The following is a 16,609-nucleotide window of genomic DNA, read 5'->3' as shown; positions in this document are numbered from 1 at the left end:
ACAGGTGGATTGGTCCAGTTTTCGGTGCTGTAGCCCACCGGGACACATGGAGCTACAATCGGGAGGTGAAGGTCATCAGCCAGCGGGAGTTCCGGAACAACTCCGCCGCCGTCATGGACGCCGTGGAGGCGGGTGAGACCTTCCACGTCACCCGCAACGGCGTGGAGGTCGCGGAAGTGCGCCCGCTGCCGCGCCGACGGCGGCTCACCGCCGAAGAGCTCGTCGAGCGCCACAAGCGGTTGCCGCGGGTCGACTACGCGGCGATGCGCGCGGAGGCGGACGAGTTCTTCGGCGAAGATCGCGTCGGCGATGACGGCGACGACCCGTGGGAGCGCAGTCGTGGCTGAGCGACGCCCGGCCGGCGTGCTGGACACCTGCGCGTACATCGACCTCGATCTGCTGGACCCGGCCGTGCTGCCGGAAGTCCCCGAACTGACCTCCATCACCCTGGCCGAACTGCACCAGGGCGTCGGGTGGGCCAAAACAGCGGCGATCCGCGCGACGCGCGCGGAAAAGCTCGGCGCGGCGATCGTGGAGTTCGAGCCGCTGCCGTTCGACGGTCGGGCCGCCACGCGGTACGGCTCCCTGGTCGGCTTGACGCTCGAAGCGAAGCGCGATCCACGACCGCGCAGGACGGACCTGATGATCGCGGCCATCGCTTCGGTCCACGACCTGCCGCTCTACACCCGCAACCCGGAGGACTTCCTCGGGCTGGAGTCGATGGTCGAGGTCATCGCGGTCTGAACCGGCCGCGGCGGGGCGGTGGGCCCGCCGCGGCCGGGGACCGGGCCTACCCCTTGACCGCGCCCGACGACAGCCCTGTCACCAGGAACCGCTGCACCAGGTAGAACACCACGATCGCCGGGATCGCCACCAGGATCGACGCCGCCGCCAGGTGGCCCCACTCGGTCCGGTTCTGCTGCACGAACACCTGCAACCCCACCGCCAGCGTCTTCGACTCGTCCGCCGCCGACAGGAACGCCGACGCGAACGCCACCTCGCCCCACGCCGTCAGGAACGCGTAGAACGCGGTCACCGCCAGCCCCGGCCGGGCCAGCGGCAGCACCAGCCGCCAGAAGACGCCGAACGGCGACAGGCCGTCCACGCGCCCCGCCTCGTCGATGTCGCCGGGGATGGTGTCGAAGTAGCCCTTCAGCATGTAGGTGCAGAACGGCACCGCGGTCGTGCAGTACACCAGCACCAGGCCGAACGACGTGCCCTGCAACCCCAGGTCGAGCAGGATGTTGTACAGCGGCACGATCAGCACCGCGAACGGGAACATCTGCACGACCAGGAACGACAGCATCAGCGACCGCTTGCCCGGGAACCGGAACCGCGAGGCCGCGTAACCCGCGGTCGCCGACAGGAACACCGCCAGCACCGTGGTCATCAGCGCGATCAGCACCGAGTTGCCGAACCAGGCCAGGAAGTCGCCCTTCTCCCCGGACAGGATGCGCGTGTAGTTGTCCAGGCTGGACTCGTTGACCAGCTTCGGCGTGGTCTCCACGGCCCGCGCGTCCGGCTTGAACGAGGTCACCAGCACCCAGAACACCGGGAACACCGCGATCAGCGACGCGCCGACCAGTGCCGCGTGCAGGCCGAAGCTCGCCAACCTCGACCGGTCGGAGCGCCTGGGCGCCCGGACCGGCCGCGTCGCCTTGAGGGAAGCCGCCTCGACCGACATCACCACACCTCGCCTTGCTTGCGCAGCGCGCGCCGGTACACGCCCGCGAACACGAGCAGCACGGACAGGATCAGCACGCCGTAGGTGGACGCCACCGCGAAGTCGCGGGACGCGCCGGAGAAGAACCGCTCGAACGCGTAGGTCACCAGGATCCGCGTGTTCGGGTTCGGTCCGGTGATCAGGTAGATGATCGCGAACATGTTGAACGTCCAGATGATGCCCAGCAGCACCACCGTGCTGGACACCGCCTGCAACCCGGGCAGCGTCACGTGCCGGAACCGCTGCCACGCCGTGGCGCCGTCCACCTCGGCGGCCTCGTAGAGGTCGCCCGGGATGGACTGGAGGCCGCCCAGCAGCGCCACCATCATGAACGGCACGCCGAGCCAGATGTTGACGATCATGACCGCGACCAGCGCCCAGTCCGACTGGCCCAACCACACCGGGTCGGGCAGGCCGACGGCGCGCAGGCCCTGGTTGATGATCCCGTACTGCGCGTTGAACATGTACTTCCACGCGAACGCGCTGATGAACGCGGGCACCGCCCACGGCAGGATCAGCAGCACCCGGTACACCGCCCGCCCGCGCACCTGCCGGTTGAGCAGCAGCGCCAGGCCCAGCCCGATGGTGTAGTGGCAGAACACGCACCCGAACGTCCAGATCAGCGTGCGGACCAGGGTGCCCCAGAAGGCGCCGAAGCTGGTGTCGCCGGACAGGACGTTCAGGTAGTTGCCCAGCCCCACCCAGTCGTAGCTCGCCGGCCGATCGAGGATCGGGTTGGCGATGTTGCCCTCGTTGATGTTCGTGAAGGTGAAGTACACGCCCTGGGCGAGCGGGAACAGCACCAGCACCGCGATGACCACCACGACCGGCAGCACCATCGCGTACGCGTACCAGTGCCGGTCCAGGAACCTGCGCACCGAAGTCTCCTTCCGCGTGCCCGTGGGGGCTCCCCCGGCCGGGAGAGCCCCCACGAGGCTGTCAGCCGACGGTGTAGTCGGGGACGACGGTGTCCTTGTAGGTCTTGGCGACCTCGTCCAGCGCCGTCTTGGCGTCCTTCTTGCCGGCCAGCACGTCGGCGTAGGCGATCTTCAGCGGGTCGAACAGCTGGCCGCCCTCGGGGATCCAGGCGCGCGGGTGCGCGGCGGTGACCACCGGCTCGAACGCGGAGACGACCTCGTTGGCCTGGACGTCGGCGTTCTCGTAGGCCGACTTGCGGGTGGGCAGCAGGCCCAGCTCCTTGGCCACGGCCACCTGGGACTCGACGCCGCTCATGCAGGCGATGAACTCGACCGAGGAGTCCTTGGCCTTGGTGCCCTGGCGGATGACGTAGTTGTGGCCGCCGACGGGCGCGGTGCCCTTGCCCGCGGTGTCGCCGGGCACGGGCGCGATGCCGAGGTTGGCGGCGTCGGTGAACGCGGCGCCCTTGAGGTAGTCGGCGACCGACCACGGGCCGTTGACCACCATGGCGACCTCGCCGGAGGTGAACGCGGCCTGCATGTTGTTGTAGGAGTTGGCCGGGTCGAGCGCGGTGCCGGCGGCCTTCGCGTCCAGCAGGCCCTTGGCGGTCTCCAGCGCCTTCACGTTCTCGGCGGAGTTGACCACGATCTTCTTCGCCTCGGCGTCGACCAGGTCGCCGCCCGCGCCGTAGATGAAGGGCAGCGCGTAGTAGGCGTCGTTGTTGATGAAGAGGGTCTTCTCGCCGCCGAGCTTGGCCGCGGCGGACTTGACCTCGTCCCAGGTCTTCGGCGGCTCGACGCCGGCGTCGGCCAGCAGCTTCTTGTTGTAGAACAGCGCCAGGGAGTCGGTGACCTGGGGGACGCCGTAGGACTTGCCCTCGAACCTGGTGGACCCCAGCGGGGTGTCCAGGAAGTCGGAGGTGTCGCTCGCCAGCTCCGTGCCGGTCAGGTCGACCACGTAGCCGAGCTTGGCCAGCTGCGGCACCCAGGCGACCTCGGCGCGGAACACGTCGGGGCCCTGCCCGCCCTGGGCGGCGGTCCGGTAGTTGTTGAGCGCCTGGTCGAAGGCGACCGTCTCGGTCTTGACCCGGTAGCCGCCCTTGGTGGCGCAGTCCTGCGCCAGCTTGGTGAACACCGGGCTCTCGTTCGGGCCGCTGGTGTCCCAGAAGGTGACCTCGCCGGAGTCGCCGGCTTCCGACCCGCCGTCACCACCGCCGCACGCGGTGAGGACGAGGGCGCTCGCTGCCGCCACTGCGGTCACGAGGGTGGTACGTCGCATCGTTGCTGCCGTCCCTCCTGCTGGACCTTCATCGCGATGAAGGCTCTTGCAAGAACTTGCGAAATTGTTGACGCGGATTTCATCCCGCCGACCTGGGCCGGGTCAAGGCCGGGACGGTAACCAAGCCGTAACGGCCCGGCGTTCCCGGACGAAACCGCGGTCGGCGTTGCAAAAATTTGCCGCTGACGGCAGGCTGCACGTCACCCACATCCAAGCTAGGAGGCACGGTGTCCGGTCTGTCCGAGATCGCCAGGGCAGCCGGGGTGAGCATCTCGACGGTGAGCCGGGTGCTCAACCGCCGGGCGGGTGTCAACGACGAAACGCGCCAACGCGTGCTCGCCGTGCTCGCCGAGATGCCGTACACACCGCGCGGGCTGGGGGCGCTCCAGCGGACCGGCGTGATCGGGCTGCTGGTGCCGGAGCTGTCGAACCCGGTGTTCCCGGCGTTCGCCGAGGCGCTGGAGGTCCGCGCGGCGCGCCTGGGCTACTCGTCGCTGCTGTGCAACACGCGCGCCACCGGCGCGGCCGCCATGGGCGAGGAGGAGTACGTGCGGATGCTCCTCGCGCGCGGCGTCGAGGGCATGGTGTTCGTCTCGCCGGAGATCACCAACACCGAGGTGCCGCTGGGGCAGGCGCCGCGGCCGTCGTACTACGCGAAGCTGCTGGGCGACGGCGTGCACATGGTGTTCGTCAACGGGGCCACGCCGTCGCTGGACGTGCCGGACGTGACCGTGGACGAGCAGCACGCGGGGTACGCGGCGACGCGGCACCTGGTGGAGCTGGGGCACCGGCGGATCGGGTTCGTCTCGGGGCCGGCGCGGTCGCTGCCGTCGCGGCTCAAGCGCGCCGGGTGGGCGGCGGCGCTGGAGGAGGACGGCCTGCCCGCGTCGTCGGACTTCGTGGCGCACGGGCCGTTCGGGCCGGAGGGCGGCGCGGCGGCGGTGGCGGCGCTGCTCGACACGGTGCGGCCGACCGCGGTGATCTGCTCGTCGGACCACATGGCGATCGGCGTGCTGCGCGAGGCGCACCGCCGCGCGCTGCGGGTGCCCGGCGACCTGGCCGTGGTGGGCTTCGACGACATCCCGCTGGCGTCGTACTGCTCGCCGTCGTTGACCACGCTGGCCCAGCCGATCGAGGAGATGGCGGCGGCCGCGGTGGACGAGTTGGTGCACCGGCTCGACCCCGATCGGCGGCGTCGGCCGGCGGGCAATTACACGCGCGTTTTCCGCCCCAGGCTGGTGGTGCGCGAGTCGTCCGCGTCACCCGCATTGGTTTAGACCAAAGTACTACCTGGTAACATGAAGTAACCTGCACTGATGGTGAATTTGAGGGACGCCCGTCACCCCCACTTCTGTAATTGGTTCTGAACCGTTACGGTCACTTCATGGCGCGGTCGATGCATGTGCGACGCCCCGCGACGCTCGCCTCACTGGCGGCGGAGCTGGGTGTTTCCCGGACAACGGTGTCCAACGCGTACAACCGTCCCGACCAGCTCTCACCGGAGCTGCGACGCCGGGTGTTGGAGACAGCGAGAAGACTCGGCTACCCGGGCCCCGACCCGGTGGCCCGTTCCCTGCGCACGCGCAAGGCCGGCGCGGTGGGCCTGCTGCTCACCGAGAACCTGTCCTACGCGTTCCGCGACCCGGCGGCGATCGGGTTCCTGGAGGGCCTGGCGCTCGCGTGCGAGGACGCCGGGCAGGGACTGCTGCTCGTGCCCGCGAACCCCGAGCGCGAGGACGTGGCCGCGGTGCACCGGGCGGGGGTCGACGGTTTCGTCGTCTACTCCGTGCCCGACGACGACCCGCACCTCGCCGCCGTGCTGGAGCGCCCGGTGCCGACGGTCGTGTGCGACCAGCCGGACATCGACAACGTCGACCGCGTGGGCATCGACGACCAGGCCGCGATGCACTCGCTGGCGCAGCACCTGATCACGCTGGGGCACCGGCGGGTCGGCGTGGTGTGCATGCGGCTGGCCCGCGACCGCAACGACGGCTTCGTGACGCCGGACCGGCAGGCGTCGGCGCACTTCCACGTGCAGCGGGCGCGCCTGGCCGGCCTCGCGCAGGCGTTCGGCTCGGTCGGCGTGGACTGGGGCTCGATCCCCGTGGTGGAGCGCTTCGACCACACCATCGCCTCGGGCGCCTCGGCCGCCGCCCAGGTGCTGGACCGCGACCCGCAGATCACCGCGCTGGTCTGCACGTCGGACATCCTCGCGCTGGGCGCGCTCGGCGAGGCGCAGCGGCGGGGGCTGCGCGTGCCGCAGGACCTGACCGTGACCGGCTTCGACGGCATCCGGGAGGCCGAGCAGTCGGGCCTGACCACCGTTCGGCAGCCGGTGCTGGAGAAGGGCCGCGCGGCGGGCAAGCTGCTGCTGGACTCGGCGGAGCGCTCCCGGCCCCGCTCGGTCACGCTGGCCACGGAGCTGATCCACGGCACCACCGCCGCGCCACCGCGCGGGACGGCGGAGGAGCGCTGGTTCGGTCCCTGAGCTCGTGGAGCGTCGCGGCGGGGCCCCGGGAACGGGGCCCCGCCGCTTTTTCTCACGCCTCCCCGGCGGTCCGCTCGGGACGGGCGGCGCCGAAGACCGTCCGACCGATCCCGACCGCCATGCCGAAGCCCACGCCCACGGTGATCAGGACGGCGAAGACCACCACGGGCGCCCGGGGCTCCAACCGCGTGGACAGCCACAGCGGACCGCTCCCGACGCCCACGGCCGAGAGCGCGAGCAGCACCACCCCGACCGCCCGGCGGGACGTCCCCGCCCGCAGGCGCGTCAGCCGGCGGGCGAGGGGGGCGGGGGCGATGACCAGGAGACCCCAGAACCACGGTTCGGGAGCGGTCACCCAGCAGGCGACCGCGACGGCCCCGACCAGGCAGGCGAAGAAGCCGAGGGCGACCCCGAGCCGGACGGGCGGCACGGCCGACAGGACCGCGGCCGTCAGCACCCCCCAGATCAGCGCGGGCGCCACCGCCTCGGAGAGCGCGAGCGACCGCTCCGGGACGGCGACGTAGAGCAGCATCCAGATCAGACCCGCCAGCGGGCCGGACACCGCGGTCGCCCGGAGGTGGTCGACGAGCCCGAGCCCGGCGGCCGGGTCGGGCCGCGACAGGCAACGCCCCACCCGGTGGGTCGCGGCGGCCCCGGCGAACCCCAGTGCGGTGAACAGCTTGAACAGCTTGCCGGGCCGCTCGTCGACGAGCGCTTCCAACTCCTCGGCCCGGCCGGGGTAGCGGACCCCCGCCGCCCACCGGACCAACCGCCGAGCCAGCCACGGCGACAGCTCACCGCACTCGTTGATCGCGAGCCCGAGCACGACGCTCAGCGCCACCCCCACCCAGCCGTTCACCACCCACCGCCGGGTAACGGCTCACCGAGGGCCGTACCCCCGCGCGTGGGCCGGCGTTCGGCCAGCAGGGCCACCGCCTCCACCCGCCCGCTGGGCGTCAGCCGGTAGAACCGGCGGCGCGGCCGGCTCTCGTCGGCGGGCAGCTCCTCCCACGTGCCGGTGATCCAGCCCCACTCCTCAAGCCGCTCCAGGACCCCGTACACCGTCGGTCCCGAGCGCCCGACCGCTTTCATGATCGTCCAGCCGTGCGGCTCCTCGTCCTGCCGGAAGGCTGCCACCAGCACCTCCAGCACGTCCAGGAGCGGCCCGGTGATCCTGCGCGACCTACCCACACCGTTATCTTACCTAGGTAAGTCAAGCTCAGGTCAGCCGGAACACCACGGGTTCGCTCTGCTTGCCCGCCACCTTCGCCACCAGCAGGTAGTCACCCGGCCCGAACCGCCGGTGCGGGCCGCAGCCCGGTTCCGACGTGGTGCCCGACCAGTTCAGGCCGTAGGTGAACCGCTCCCCCGGGCGCAGGACGCGCACCTCGGAGCCCCCGGTGGCGAAGCAGTCGTTGCTCGACCACAGCCGGGTCGCGCCGTCGACCGTGGTGACGAGGAGTTCGCGCACGTGCCGCCCGATGTCCCTGGCGCACGGCAGCGAGCCCGTGTTGGACACCGCGATCCCCAGCCCCACCCGCTCGCCCACCTCGGCCGCGGGCTTGTCGAGTTCGGCGACCACGTGCAGCTGCGCGTCCTCGCACGGCGGTGGCGGGCCGGGAGGCGGGGCGGGCGGCGGCGGCGAGGTGGTCGGGGCGGTGGTGGCGGAGGACGGGGCGGCGACCGGGGCCGCCGGCGGGGGCGGGGTCGAGGTGGCCGGCGGCGCGGCGGGGGCGGACCCGCCGAGCACGGCGGCGGCCAGCCAGGTGAGACCGACCAGCGCGGTCACCGCGCCGGCGCCCGCCAGGGCGCGCCGCCGCAGGTACACCGACGGCGGGAGCGGGCCCGTTGGCTCGGTCACCGGACGAAAGTAACCCCGCGACGTGGAATATCCGGTGAGGCATCGGCCACCCGATGTGATGAACGTGATCTCCGTCCGATCCACTTGCCGGCATCCGGGAACCGCGTTCCAATCCCGGGGAACAGGGAGGTGCGCGATGACCGCGATCGACGAACTGCTGCGCCGCAACGCCGAGATCGGCAACATCGTCCCCGGCGACCGCTCGTCGCCCCGGCCGTCGATGAAGATCGCCATTCTGACCTGCATGGACTCGCGGATCAGGGTGTTCGAGATCTTCGGCCTCAAGCAGGGCGAGGCGCACGTGCTGCGCAACGCGGGTGGCGTCGTCACCGACGACATGATCCGTTCGCTGGCCCTCAGCCAGCGCAAGCTGGGCACCGAGGAGGTCCTCCTGGTGCACCACTCCAACTGCGGGCTGGAGATGGTCACCGAGGACGCGTTCAAGGACGAGCTGGAGCAGGACTCCGGCCTGCGCCCCACCTGGTCGGTGGAGGCGTTCCGCGAGGTCAAGGACAGCGTCCGGGGCTCGGTGAACCGCGTCCGGCACAGCCCGTTCCTGATCCACAGGGACCGGGTCCGCGGCTTCGTCTACGACGTGCACACCGGGCAGCTGATCGAGGTCGTCTGACCCGTTCGTGGAAGACTGGTCGGCGTTATGAGCCTGGACGCCGACCTCCTCCTCGACTGGTTCGCCGACACCGCCCGCGACCTGCCCTGGCGACGGCCCGAGTGCACCGCCTGGGGCGTGCTGGTCAGCGAGATCATGCTCCAGCAGACACCGGTGGCCCGCGTCGAGCCGATCTGGCGCGAGTGGCTGACCCGCTGGCCCACGCCGTCCGCGATGGCCGCCGCCACGCCGGGCGAGGTGGTGCGCGCCTGGGGCAAGCTCGGCTACCCCCGGCGCGCCCTGCGGCTGCACGCCGCCGCCCAGGCCATCGCCGAGCAGCACGACGACGTGGTCCCGGACGACGTGGACGTGCTGCTCGCGCTGCCCGGCATCGGCGCCTACACCGCCCGCGCGGTGGCCGCGTTCGCCTACGGGCGCAAGTGCCCGGTGGTGGACACGAACGTGCGACGCGTGGTCGCCCGCGCGGTGCACGGCGCGGGTGACGCGGGCCCGCCGTCGACCACCAGGGACCTGCGCGACGTGGACGTCCTGCTGCCCGAGGAGCGCGCCGCGACCTACTCGGCGGCGCTGATGGAGCTGGGCGCCCTGGTCTGCACGGCCCGCGCGCCCAAGTGCGCCGCGTGCCCGGTCCTGGCGACCTGCGCCTGGCAGCTCAACGGCCGCCCCGCCTACGCCGGCCCGGCCAAGGCCGTGCAGAGGTTCGCGGGCACCGACCGGCAGGTGCGCGGCCTGCTGCTGGACGTGCTGCGCGGCACCACCGGCCCGGTCGCCAAGCCCCGGCTCGACCTGGTGTGGTCGGACGCGGGCCAGCGGGACCGGTGCCTGCACTCGCTGCTGGTCGACGGCCTGGTCGAGCAGACCGCCGAGGGCCTGTTCGCGCTGCCCGGGGAGCACTAGGTGCACCTGCTGGTGGTGTTCTTCGACGACGCCGCCGACCGGGCCGTCCGGGAGCTGTGGCGGCGGATCGGCGTGACCCCGGACCTGCCGCCCCACCTCACCTACGCGGCGGCCGGCACCATCGGCCCCAAGGTGCGCGCCGAGCTGCGCGAGGACCTGTCCCGCCTCTGGCTGCCCGACCTGTGGCTGCACGCGCTCAGCGCCACCGACGACGCCCTGCGGCTCGGCGCCGTGGTCGACAGCGAGCTGCTGGCCGTGCACTCGGCCGTCCACGACGTGCTGGCGGGCCGGGTGAAGCACCCGGGCGCCCGGCACCTGCCCGGCAGCTGGACCCCGCACTGCCCCCTGCTCACCGGCGACGACGACGCGGTCAAGGCCGCGTTCGCCGAGCTGCACCCGGTCGCCCCGATCCGCGCCGAGGCCCGCCAGGTGGCCGTCGTGGACACTCAGACCGGCGGGATCGACCCGCTCAGGAACGCCTCCACCGCGCCCCGGTAGACCTCCGGCGCCTCGTCGTGCACCACGTGCCCGGACTCGGGCACCACCAGGTGGTGCGCCAGGAGCCCGCGGGCCGCGCACCGCCGGACGACCTCGGCCATCTGCCCCGCCGGCAGCACGCCCCGCCCGGCCTCGACCACCAGCAGCGGGCACCGGATCGCGTCCACGAAGTCCCAGTAGGACCGCTCGCCCCACTCCGCGGCGATCTCGTAGAGGTCGGGCAGCTCGGCGATGAGGTGCCAGCCGCCCGCCCGCTCCTCGAACAGCTCCTCCACCCGCGGCACGTCCACCACCGTCCGCACGTGCGCCAACGAGCGGAACGGCACCGGCCACGCCTCGAAGTACCAGCGCCACTCGTCGACCGACCGGCCCCGGTTGTCCGGCACCACGTCCTCGGCGACGACCCCGCGCACCAGGTCGGGCCGCAGCGCGGCGAGCGCCCAGGCGTGCAGCCCGCCCATGGAGTGCCCGACCACCACCACCGGCCCCAGGTCCAGCCGCTCGATCGCGGCGGCCGCGTCGGCGACGAAGTCCTCCGTCCGGAAGGGACCGCGCCGGGGGTTGCGCCCGTGCCCGCGCGCGTCGAGGCCGACCACCCGCCCGTGCGGCCGGAGCCACTGCGCGACCGTCCACCACGTGCTGGCCCGGCTCATCAGGCCGTGCAGCAGCAGGATGCCCGGCCCCGAGCCCCCGAACTCCACCACGCTCATGCGTGCATCATGTCGGCATGGCCATCAGCTCCAGGGCGCGCCCGTACCTGCTCGTGCTCTGCCTGGTGCTGGTGGTCACCGGCGTCGTGGTCGCCAGGCTGCCCCACGACCGGCAGGCGGCCCCGACGACCACCGGCCCGACCACGCCGCCCGTGGTCGGCGCGGAGGGCGGCGACGGCGCGGGCGACGCCTACTACCCGCGGGACGGCAACACCGGCTACGACGTCACCCGCTACGACGTCGCCATCACCTACGACCCCGCCACCAGGCGGCTGGACGGCGTCGCGACGATCACCGCGAGGGCCACCGCCGGCCTCACCCGGTTCAACCTCGACCTGTACCGGCTGGAGGTCACCGGGGTGACCGTGCGCGACCTGCCCGCCGGCTTCCGCCAGGAGGGCGAGCACGAACTGGTGATCACCCCCCGGGCGCCCCTGGCCGACGGCGAGGAGTTCACCACCACCGTGCGGTACGGCGGGGAGCCCACCGTCGTGGGTGAGCGGGCCCTGGGCAGCAGCGGCTGGCAGGTCTCGCGGGGCGGCGGGGCGTTCGCGGCCGGCGAGCCCCACTCCGCGACCACCTGGTACCCCGCCAACGACACCCCGCGCGACAAGGCCGCGTTCGCCCTCACCGCCCGCGTCCCCGAGGGTTGGTCGGTCGTCTCCAACGGCGTCGAGGAGCGCGAACCCGTCACCACCGACGGCTGGACCTCGTTCCGCTGGGCGGCCCGGGAGCCGATGGCCACCTACCTGACCACCGTCGCGATCGACCGGTGGACGATCGAGCGCTCCACCCTCCCCGACGGCACCCCGGTCGTCGACGCCTACGCGCCCGGCGCCGAGAGCGCCCGCGAGCACCAGCGCAGGCTCCCGGAGATCCTCGACTTCCTCGCCGGGAGGTTCGGCCCCTACCCCTTCGGGGCCGCGGGCGGCATCTTCCTGGCCGACGACATCGGGTTCTCCCTGGAAACCCAGACCAGGCCCGTCTACGCGGGCTGGGCGAGCCTGGACACCGTGGTGCACGAGAACGCCCACCAGTGGTTCGGGGACCTGGTGTCCGTGGAGAGCTGGTCCGACATCTGCCTGAACGAGTGCATCGCCAGCTACGCCGAGTGGCTGTGGGACGAGGCGAAGGACGGCGCCGACCTCGACGCCCTCTACCGCGACACCGTCGCCCAGGTCGCGGACCGCGACGCCTACTGGGAGCGCGAGCTCTACGACATGGGCCGCGGCAACGAGTTCCGCGGCGTCTACGACAAGGGGAAGCTGGCCGTGCACGCCCTGCGCCGCCAGGTCGGCGACGCCGACTTCGACCGGGTGCTCAAGGACTGGATCGCCGAGCACCGGGGCGGCAACGCGTCCTGGCCGGAGTTCGAGGCCCACGTGGAGCGGGTGTCCGGCCAGGACCTGGACGCCTTCTTCGCGGCCTGGTTCCGGGGCACGGCGATCCCGGCCGACGAGCACCTGTACCCGGGCTCCCTCCGCCGGTAGCGCGACCCCTGTACCGTCGGACCCATGGCGGTTGTGAAGATCAACGCGATCCACGTCCCCGACGGCTCGGGCCCCGAGCTGGAGAAGCGGTTCGCCGCACGCCTGGGCGCCGTGGACTCCGAGCCCGGTTTCCTCGGCTTCCAGCTGCTCCGGCCGGTCAAGGGCGACACCCGGTACTTCGTGGTGACCCAGTGGGAGACCGAGGAGGACTTCCGCAACTGGATGGGCGGCCGCGCCAAGGAGGCCCACTCGGGCGAGCGCGCCAAGCCCGTGGGCACCGGCTCCGACCTGCTGGAGTTCGAGGTCGTGCTCAGCTCCGCCCCCGTGCCCGGGGGTGACTGAGGCCCTCGACCGGGCCGCCGACCTCATTCGGGGCGCCGACGCCGTCCTCGTGTGCGCCGGCGCGGGCATGGGCGTGGACTCGGGCCTGCCGGACTTCCGCGGCACCGCGGGCTTCTGGCGGGCCTACCCGCACTACGCCCGCCTGGGCCTGCGCTTCGAGGAACTGGCGGACCCGGTTCACTTCACCGAGGACCCGACCCTGGCCTGGGGCTTCTACGGCCACCGCCTGGCCCTCTACCGCGAGACCACGCCCCACGCGGGCTTCCGCGTCCTGCGGAACTGGAACGCGCGCGTCTTCACCTCCAACGTCGACGGCCAGTTCCAGCGGGCGGGCTTCACCGGCGTCGCCGAGGTCCACGGCTCGATCCACCACCTCCAGCACCGTGCCCTGCTCGGACGACACCTGGCCCAACGAGGCGGTGATCACCGTCGACCCGGACACCATGCGGGCCGCCGAACCGCTCCCCACCTGCCCGAACTGCGGCAGCCTGGCCAGGCCGAACATCCTCATGTTCGGCGACGGGTCCTGGGTGCCCCACCGCTCCCGCGGGGCCCTGGACGCCCTCACCGCCTGGCGCCGCGACACCACCGCCCTCGTCGTGGTCGAGATCGGCGCGGGCACCGCCGTGCCCACCGTCCGCCGCCAGGCCGAGCTGGCGTCCGCCGCCACCGGCAACCTGATCCGCATCAACCCCCGCGAACCCGACATCAGGCACGACCGGGGCATCTCGCTCCCCCTGGGCGCGGAAGAGGCCCTCACCCGGCTGGCACGACGAACCGGCTGATCACCGCCCGGTGGTCGGACCCGGGCACGTCCACCACCTCGAAGGACTCCACCGGGCACCGACCGTCCACCAGCACGTGGTCGAGGGTGACCGGCGGCGGCCACAGCGCCCCGGCCGGCCAGGTGGGCGTCAACCCGGCGCCCACCTGGTCGGCCGCGTCCACGTACCCGCTGTTCAGCAACCGCCGCAGCGCCACGTGGTCCAGCGTCGCGTTGAAGTCGCCGGCCAACACCCGGACGGGCCCGCCCAGCTCCCGCTCCGGCAACCCGGCCAGGTCCCGCTGCCACGTCTCCGGCCCGCCCTCGACCACCGGCGGCATCGGGTGCACGGAGACGATTTCGAGATCGTCCCCCGGCAGGTCGACCAGGGCCCCCGCCTGCCGCAGCGAACCGGGCGCGGTCAGCTCCCGGGCCGACACCGGGTACCGGGACGCGATCCCCGACCCCGACCCCCCTGGCTCGTCGAGCAGGTGCCGGTGCGGCAGCACCAGCCCCAACCCGGCCCGGTCCAGGTCCCGCACCATCGCCGGCGTCAGCTCCTGCATCGCCAGCACGTCCACCCGGTACCGCCGCACGAGGTCCACCACGACCTCCGCGTCCGCCTTCCCGACCAGGAAGTTCGACGCCATCACGGTCACCTCGCGCCCCACCCCCACCGGCCGCGAGTCGGGGAACGCCCGGGGCGCCACCGCCGCCACCAGCACCGCCGCGAGCGACAGCACCAGCACCGCCACCCCCCACCGGCGCAGCAGCAGCGCCAGCACCCCCAGCACCACGCCGCCCGCGGCGAAGTAGGGCGTCAACGCCGTGGTGGCCACCATGTGACGAGTGCCATCCACCCCCAGCAACCGCACGAACCCGGCCAGCACGAAGGCGACCGCCGCCACCACCAGCAGAAATGTCGTCCCCCCGCGCCTGGTGCGGCGTCCCTCCAGTTCGACCACGACATCTAGTCTGCCCGAATGGAGGTATTGCTGACGGGCTTCGAACCCTTCGACGGGCAGCGCACCAACCCGTCCTGGGACGCGGCGGTGGCCGTGCGCCCCACCGGGTACACCCTGACCACCCTGCAACTGCCCTGCGTGTTCGACGAATCCCTGCGGGTCCTGGAGAACGCGCTCAGCACCCACCACTACGACGTGGTGATCTCAGTGGGCCAGGCGGGCGGCCGCCCGGACATCACCCCGGAACGCGTAGCCGTCAACCTCAACGACGCCCGCATCCCCGACAACGCCGGCAACCAACCGGTGGACACCTCGGTGGTCCCCCACGCCCCGACCGCCTACTTCAGCACCCTCCCGGTCAAAGCCTGCACCGCCGCCCTCACCGCCGCAGGCATCCCCGCCGCCGTCTCGCACACCGCCGGCACCTTCGTCTGCAACCACGTCTTCTACGGCCTCATGCACCTGGCGGCGACCGAACACCCCCACCTCCGAGCAGGCTTCGTCCACGTCCCCTTCACCCCGGACCAGACCCAGGACGCCCCCAGCCTGCCCCTGAGCACCACCGCACAGGCCCTGGACCTCATCATCCGCACCACCCTGGAAACCCCCCAGGACCTGCACACCCCCACCGGCACCCTGCACTGACCCACACACGCACCCCCCAGCACACCCCAGCCCAGCGCAGCGCCACAAACCCAGCAGCCCGCAGTTCTCCCCCCGGCGGCCTGCCCAGCGGCGAGCGCTGTTTTATCTTTCCGCCCGTGAACCGATAAACCCGTGAACCAAAAACGCCCCCGGGACCAAGGGTCCCAGGGGCGTTCTCGACAACCACTCAGGCAGACTCGGCGTCGGCTTCCCCGCCACCGTCGCCACCCGACGAGGCCAGGTCCACCGGAGGCGAGTCCGGCACCCGCAGCGGCTTCGTCTCACCGCGGAACACGAACCGCGCCGCGTCGTTGGCCTCGGACTCGCCGTCCCAGCCCTCGACGTCGGTGATGATGATCTGACCGGCCTGGATCTCGCCGAAGAGGATCTTCTCCGACAGCTGGTCCTCGATCTCGCGCTGGATCGTGCGACGCAGCGGCCGGGCGCCCAGCACCGGGTCGAACCCGCGCTTGGCCAGCAGCATCTTCGCGCGATCCGTGAGCTCGATCGCCATGTCCTTGTTCTTCAACTGCTGCTCGACGCGGGCGATCATCAGGTCCACCATCTTGATGATCTCGTCCTGGGTGAGCTGGTGGAAGACGATGATGTCGTCGATGCGGTTGAGGAACTCGGGCCGGAAGTGCTTCTTGAGCTCGTCGTTGACCTTGTTCTTCATCCGCTCGTAGTTCGAGGCGGTGTCCTGGCCCGAGGTGAAGCCCAGCCCCACGGCCTTGGAGATGTCCGAGGTGCCCAGGTTCGAGGTGAAGATGATCACGGTGTTCTTGAAGTCCACCGTCCGACCCTGACCGTCGGTCAGCCGGCCGTCCTCCAACACCTGCAACAGCGTGTTGTAGACCTCCTGGTGCGCCTTCTCGATCTCGTCGAACAGCACCACCGAGAACGGCTTGCGCCGCACCTTCTCCGTGAGCTGCCCGCCCTCCTCGTAGCCGACGTAGCCGGGAGGGGCACCGAACAACCGCGAGGCGGTGTAGCGGTCGTGGAACTCGCCCATGTCGATCTGGATGAGCGCGTCGTCCTCCCCGAACAGGAAGTTCGCCAACGCCTTCGACAACTCCGTCTTGCCCACGCCGGAGGGGCCCGCGAAGATGAACGACCCCGAGGGCCGCTTCGGGTCCTTGAGGCCGGCGCGGGTGCGCCTGATGGCCTGCGAGACCGCCTTCACGGCATCCACCTGGCCGATGATCCGCTTGTGGAGCTCGTCCTCCATGCGGAGCAGGCGGGTGGTCTCCTCCTCGGTCAGCTTGAACACCGGGATGCCGGTCCAGTTCGCCAGCACCTCGGCGATCTGCTCGTCGTCGACCTCGGCGACGACGTCGAGGTCGCCGTCCTTCCACTGCTTCTCCCGCTCGGCCTTCTGGCCCAGCAGCTGCTTCTCCGCATCC

The 16,609-nt window shown here is 71.8% G+C and carries 19 protein-coding genes and 1 pseudogene; 11 read left to right on the top strand and 9 right to left on the bottom strand.

The features are described from left to right. Positions 1-65 precede the first annotated feature (65 nt). Together Q5530_RS35655 and Q5530_RS35650 are read left to right on the top strand one after the other, a co-directional pair. Complete coding sequence (locus Q5530_RS35655) at positions 66-347, top strand: type II toxin-antitoxin system Phd/YefM family antitoxin (RefSeq protein ID WP_415367276.1); 282 nt, start codon at positions 66-68, stop codon at positions 345-347. Next, complete coding sequence (locus Q5530_RS35650) at positions 340-744, top strand: type II toxin-antitoxin system VapC family toxin (RefSeq protein ID WP_415367275.1); 405 nt, start codon at positions 340-342, stop codon at positions 742-744. The genes Q5530_RS35655 and Q5530_RS35650 overlap by 8 nt, the downstream gene beginning before the upstream one ends. A 46-nt stretch (positions 745-790) precedes the next feature. Here the strand turns inward: Q5530_RS35650 and Q5530_RS35645 are convergent, their stop codons facing one another. The 3 genes from Q5530_RS35645 to Q5530_RS35635 all read right to left on the bottom strand — a co-directional run bounded on the left by Q5530_RS35645 (position 791) and on the right by Q5530_RS35635 (position 3,919). Next, on the bottom strand, positions 791-1,684 hold the full coding sequence (locus Q5530_RS35645) for a sugar ABC transporter permease (RefSeq protein ID WP_415367274.1): 894 nt from the start codon (positions 1,682-1,684) through the stop codon (positions 791-793). After that, a complete protein-coding gene (locus Q5530_RS35640) occupies positions 1,684-2,601 on the bottom strand; it encodes a carbohydrate ABC transporter permease (RefSeq protein WP_380641371.1) in 918 nt (305 codons plus the stop codon). Before Q5530_RS35640 ends, Q5530_RS35645 begins: the two co-directional genes overlap by 1 nt. A gap of 61 nt (positions 2,602-2,662) precedes the next feature. Then, entirely contained in the window at positions 2,663-3,919 is a 1,257-nt protein-coding gene (locus Q5530_RS35635) for an extracellular solute-binding protein (RefSeq protein WP_415367272.1), read from the bottom strand. A 227-nt stretch (positions 3,920-4,146) separates the two neighbouring features. Between Q5530_RS35635 and Q5530_RS35630 the strand changes: the two genes are divergently transcribed. Further along, positions 4,147-5,196: a LacI family DNA-binding transcriptional regulator gene (locus tag Q5530_RS35630; RefSeq protein ID WP_415367270.1), complete on the top strand. Its 1,050-nt coding sequence runs from the start codon at positions 4,147-4,149 to the stop codon at positions 5,194-5,196. A gap of 107 nt (positions 5,197-5,303) precedes the next feature. After that, positions 5,304-6,407 (top strand): LacI family DNA-binding transcriptional regulator, encoded by a 1,104-nt coding sequence (locus tag Q5530_RS35625; RefSeq protein ID WP_415367269.1) that lies wholly within the window; start codon positions 5,304-5,306, stop codon positions 6,405-6,407. A gap of 52 nt (positions 6,408-6,459) precedes the next feature. Here the strand turns inward: Q5530_RS35625 and Q5530_RS35620 are convergent, their stop codons facing one another. Genes Q5530_RS35620 through Q5530_RS35610 form a run of 3 tightly spaced genes read right to left on the bottom strand, consistent with a single transcriptional unit; the run spans position 6,460 to position 8,268 of the window. After that, complete coding sequence (locus Q5530_RS35620) at positions 6,460-7,269, bottom strand: hypothetical protein (protein WP_415367267.1); 810 nt, start codon at positions 7,267-7,269, stop codon at positions 6,460-6,462. Continuing rightward, positions 7,263-7,598: a PadR family transcriptional regulator gene (locus Q5530_RS35615; protein WP_415367266.1), complete on the bottom strand. Its 336-nt coding sequence runs from the start codon at positions 7,596-7,598 to the stop codon at positions 7,263-7,265. The genes Q5530_RS35620 and Q5530_RS35615 overlap by 7 nt, the downstream gene beginning before the upstream one ends. Positions 7,599-7,626: 28 nt before the next feature. After that, entirely contained in the window at positions 7,627-8,268 is a 642-nt protein-coding gene (locus Q5530_RS35610) for a hypothetical protein (protein WP_415367265.1), read from the bottom strand. A 136-nt stretch (positions 8,269-8,404) separates the two neighbouring features. On the opposite strand from Q5530_RS35610, the gene Q5530_RS35605 reads away from it, so the two are divergent. The 3 genes from Q5530_RS35605 to Q5530_RS35595 are packed head-to-tail and all read left to right on the top strand — an operon-like array spanning position 8,405 to position 10,291. Then, on the top strand, positions 8,405-8,896 hold the full coding sequence (locus Q5530_RS35605) for a beta-class carbonic anhydrase (protein ID WP_415367263.1): 492 nt from the start codon (positions 8,405-8,407) through the stop codon (positions 8,894-8,896). A 27-nt stretch (positions 8,897-8,923) separates the two neighbouring features. Next, positions 8,924-9,793, top strand: a complete 870-nt coding sequence (locus Q5530_RS35600) for an A/G-specific adenine glycosylase (protein ID WP_415367262.1) — start codon at positions 8,924-8,926, stop codon at positions 9,791-9,793. Further along, the gene (locus tag Q5530_RS35595) at positions 9,794-10,291 is read left to right on the top strand and encodes a 2'-5' RNA ligase family protein (protein WP_380641355.1); all 498 of its coding nucleotides are present in this window, start codon (positions 9,794-9,796) and stop codon (positions 10,289-10,291) included. On the opposite strand, the gene Q5530_RS35590 is transcribed toward Q5530_RS35595, so the two are convergent. Then, positions 10,240-11,001: an alpha/beta fold hydrolase gene (locus Q5530_RS35590; RefSeq protein WP_415367261.1), complete on the bottom strand. Its 762-nt coding sequence runs from the start codon at positions 10,999-11,001 to the stop codon at positions 10,240-10,242. The genes Q5530_RS35595 and Q5530_RS35590 overlap by 52 nt on opposite strands. Positions 11,002-11,018: 17 nt before the next feature. Between Q5530_RS35590 and Q5530_RS35585 the strand changes: the two genes are divergently transcribed. From Q5530_RS35585 to Q5530_RS35575, 3 genes and pseudogenes are all read left to right on the top strand, one after another. Further along, positions 11,019-12,491, top strand: a complete 1,473-nt coding sequence (locus Q5530_RS35585; protein WP_415367260.1) for a M1 family metallopeptidase — start codon at positions 11,019-11,021, stop codon at positions 12,489-12,491. A 24-nt stretch (positions 12,492-12,515) separates the two neighbouring features. After that, positions 12,516-12,833, top strand: a complete 318-nt coding sequence (locus Q5530_RS35580; protein ID WP_415367258.1) for an antibiotic biosynthesis monooxygenase family protein — start codon at positions 12,516-12,518, stop codon at positions 12,831-12,833. Beyond that, positions 12,826-13,618, top strand: a pseudogene (locus Q5530_RS35575) (SIR2 family NAD-dependent protein deacylase). The gene Q5530_RS35580 and the pseudogene Q5530_RS35575 overlap by 8 nt, the downstream one beginning before the upstream one ends. Here the strand turns inward: Q5530_RS35575 and Q5530_RS35570 are convergent. Further along, positions 13,590-14,561, bottom strand: a complete 972-nt coding sequence (locus Q5530_RS35570) for an endonuclease/exonuclease/phosphatase family protein (RefSeq protein ID WP_415367257.1) — start codon at positions 14,559-14,561, stop codon at positions 13,590-13,592. The pseudogene Q5530_RS35575 and the gene Q5530_RS35570 overlap by 29 nt on opposite strands. An 18-nt stretch (positions 14,562-14,579) precedes the next feature. Between Q5530_RS35570 and pcp the strand changes: the two genes are divergently transcribed. Next, positions 14,580-15,206, top strand: a complete 627-nt coding sequence (pcp, locus tag Q5530_RS35565) for a pyroglutamyl-peptidase I (RefSeq protein WP_415367255.1) — start codon at positions 14,580-14,582, stop codon at positions 15,204-15,206. A gap of 187 nt (positions 15,207-15,393) precedes the next feature. Here pcp and Q5530_RS35560 read toward each other — a convergent pair. After that, positions 15,394-16,609: AAA family ATPase (locus Q5530_RS35560; RefSeq protein WP_415367253.1), on the bottom strand; the 1,216-nt coding region annotated here is incomplete at its 5' end.

This window comes from Saccharothrix sp. BKS2 (genome assembly GCF_047689505.1).
Classification (GTDB): Bacteria; Actinomycetota; Actinomycetes; order Mycobacteriales; family Pseudonocardiaceae; genus Actinosynnema; species Actinosynnema lopnurensis.
The sequence above is the reverse complement of the archived record's forward strand: the minus strand, read 5'-3'. Positions and strand labels throughout refer to the sequence as shown.